This window comes from Collinsella aerofaciens, assembly GCF_040915545.1.
Classification (GTDB): Bacteria; Actinomycetota; Coriobacteriia; order Coriobacteriales; family Coriobacteriaceae; genus Collinsella; species Collinsella aerofaciens_BE.
Window position 1 is genome coordinate 1 of the sequence record NZ_JBCPDH010000061.1, and the last position, 2,481, is coordinate 2,481.

Sequence of the window (2,481 nt, forward strand, 5' to 3'; positions counted from 1 at the left end):
TGGCTTGGCGTCAGCATGCCGCGATTCGGTCGCACGGAGAGCATTTCCCAGTTGACAAAACTATAGGAACACCCCCCCGAAAGGAATTTCCGCTGCATGCATGTGCGGCTCCTCTCGGATTGCTTTGGCTGATGCTGCAGAGGATAGACGCGATTACTAAGGATGAGTCAACAATGCCGCAGCGGCATTCACACTAAGAGGGTAAGGCGTTCGGAGTGACATCCCGTTCCAAAACGTATACTTGATTTAAGGCGGAGTGGAATGTGGGCGCGCAAGGAGATGCGGAATCGATGAGAGCCTCAAAAAAAATTACTGCAGTGTTATCATCTTTCATCCTCTCTATTCTTCCATTTCTGATTCTATGGGCGGCTTGGTCAGTCCTCCCTGATACAATTCCCGCTCATTGGAGTGGGGGTGTGGTTGATCGATGGGGTAATAAGCTTGAATTGCTGGTTGTTCCGCTGTTTTCTCTGATTGGTTCTATTGCAATTTCTGTGTACCTTATTGTTTCCACGCGGCGAAGAGAGTTCGCGGATTTCTCTGCTCGAATGCGACGGGACTTTGTTGCGTGCTATATTTCTAGTCTTCTTTTATCGACAACCTGCTCAGTGATAATTGCCGTTTGGGTTCAGTTGATTCTTACGCAAAGCACTGCGGTTGATGGGGGACTTGGACTATCGATCCTGTATTCCCTTCCCGGGCTATATGTGATCTTGTGCACTTTGCCGCCTTTTTATGCGAGCGACGAGAGCAAAAAGGCAGAACGCCTGATAACAGTTCTTATTGGCTGCGCGGAGATTGTTCTTTGTGGAATAGTGCTTGAAGGTTCGGCTGCCTCTTATACGATGATTGGACTGATGATTCTGTTCTGTGCGTTTGAGATTGTGTCACAGGTAAGGGATAGCCGGTCCTTATGAGTTGAATTACGCGCGTGCGGATATAAAGGTTGGCATGTTAAGCTGTACGTTTTCTCGTTCTGGGACATTTGCAGTAGGATGAGTGGGACTAGGCGCGCTGCGGTGTGATGGTGACGGTTGAGACTTGTATCGCTGCAAATCCGCTGATGCACATTTTGCTATTGGGCTTGAAGGTGGGACCTACAGGCCTTTGTTTGGGATGTTCCGGTCGTCCAACACGTGTTGCACGACTTTATATTGTTACGCTCGTTCGGCGCTCCGTTGGAGCATTTCCGGGTTTGTCGGCATCATGACTTGGCCAAGTGACACGCTTGCCGGGACGGTTGTAACGCCGCGCCGGTTCCGTGTGCTCCTTCGTTGTTGGCCTGTCCAGCCGGGGGCGGATTCGGCCTCATGTTGTGGCGCACGGCCTTCAGGGGCTTCCCCCTGGCGAGTTATGTTCGTCCGTATGGGTAAGGGTCGGGTTGAGCTGACAATCCCGTGTCGGAAGGGGCTTGCACCATGCGCGCGATGACAGAGATTGAGTGGCTGGACGGCCGTGTGACGAAGGTGCCGGAGCTCGCCCTGGGCGATGCGCTCGGCGAGAGCGTCCAGGCGGAGCTCGATTTCGGGTTCGACGACGTGTTGGAGGGCCTTTGGGTTGAGGTGCGCCATCATGAGCCGGATGAGGGCTCGGACGGCGACCCGCGCGGGAGGGGCTGCGCACTGTACGCGGACTGCCGGTACAGCCTGGTCGAACCGTCGGACCTCGACCGTGTCTTCTGCATCCTTTACGAGGGGCAGCCGAGGGTCCAGCCGCGTCGCGGGGGAGCTCGTGAACCTTTCGCGGGCCTGCGCGTTGTCCTGCCTCATGCTCGGATCTCCCTACCCGCCAGGCGCCCTCGAGGCCCTGGCCGCGTGCGCTCGATACCTCTGCGGTCCGGCTTTCACGTCCGACCTCGCCGCCCGCGTCCGCGCGCGGATCCCATCCGGCCTCACGCGCTTGAATATCGAGCTGAGCCCAAACGATGACCCACACCCCATCGGTCTTCATGATGATGCCTCGATGAGCCAGCTCGCCCAGAGCTTTCGATACAGTCGGTTGAGTCGAACAGACTTTTTTTCGAGCTTGTCCTGACGCATGAAAAGACCTTTTGTAAGTTCTTTTCCGTTGGCATCCTTCCTATTAGGCCCTTTGGACGTCTGGAAGGAGCAAATCATGATCAGAATCGCAAGCTGGACGCGATTCTTCGCGACCGCAAATAATGAGTCGTAGGATGGCCTGTTGATTCCACTCAGGATCTCGCTCTTTGCAATCTCATCCTGTCGAACGTCAAGCGCCGCCTCCATCTCGCTAGGCGTCTCGGCCTGATCGGCAACCGATGGAGCGTCCGTGTCTAAAGGCCACGGGAGGCCACGGCCTTTTTGCGGTTTGTAGCTACTTGTACTCATGTTGATTCCTCCGGTGCGAGGCTATCCAACCCAATTGCCGACTGTGCCCATAATATGGTTGATTTCCGATCTCAGCCGAACACATTGAGCGGATAGGCCGTTCCCGCAGTTAGCCGAACGCCCCCGAGGCCCC

At 55.4% G+C, this 2,481-nt stretch carries 2 protein-coding genes; one reads left to right on the top strand and one right to left on the bottom strand.

The window, feature by feature from the left end; genetic code table 11:
• Positions 1 to 290: 290 nt before the first annotated feature.
• Entirely contained in the window at positions 291 to 917 is a 627-nt protein-coding gene (locus tag AB5202_RS09870; protein ID WP_368144660.1) for a DUF1648 domain-containing protein, read from the top strand.
• A gap of 1,029 nt (positions 918 to 1,946) precedes the next feature.
• On the opposite strand, the gene AB5202_RS09875 is transcribed toward AB5202_RS09870, so the two are convergent.
• Complete coding sequence (locus AB5202_RS09875; protein ID WP_195364264.1) at positions 1,947 to 2,348, bottom strand: hypothetical protein; 402 nt, start codon at positions 2,346 to 2,348, stop codon at positions 1,947 to 1,949.
• Positions 2,349 to 2,481: the final 133 nt, after the last annotated feature.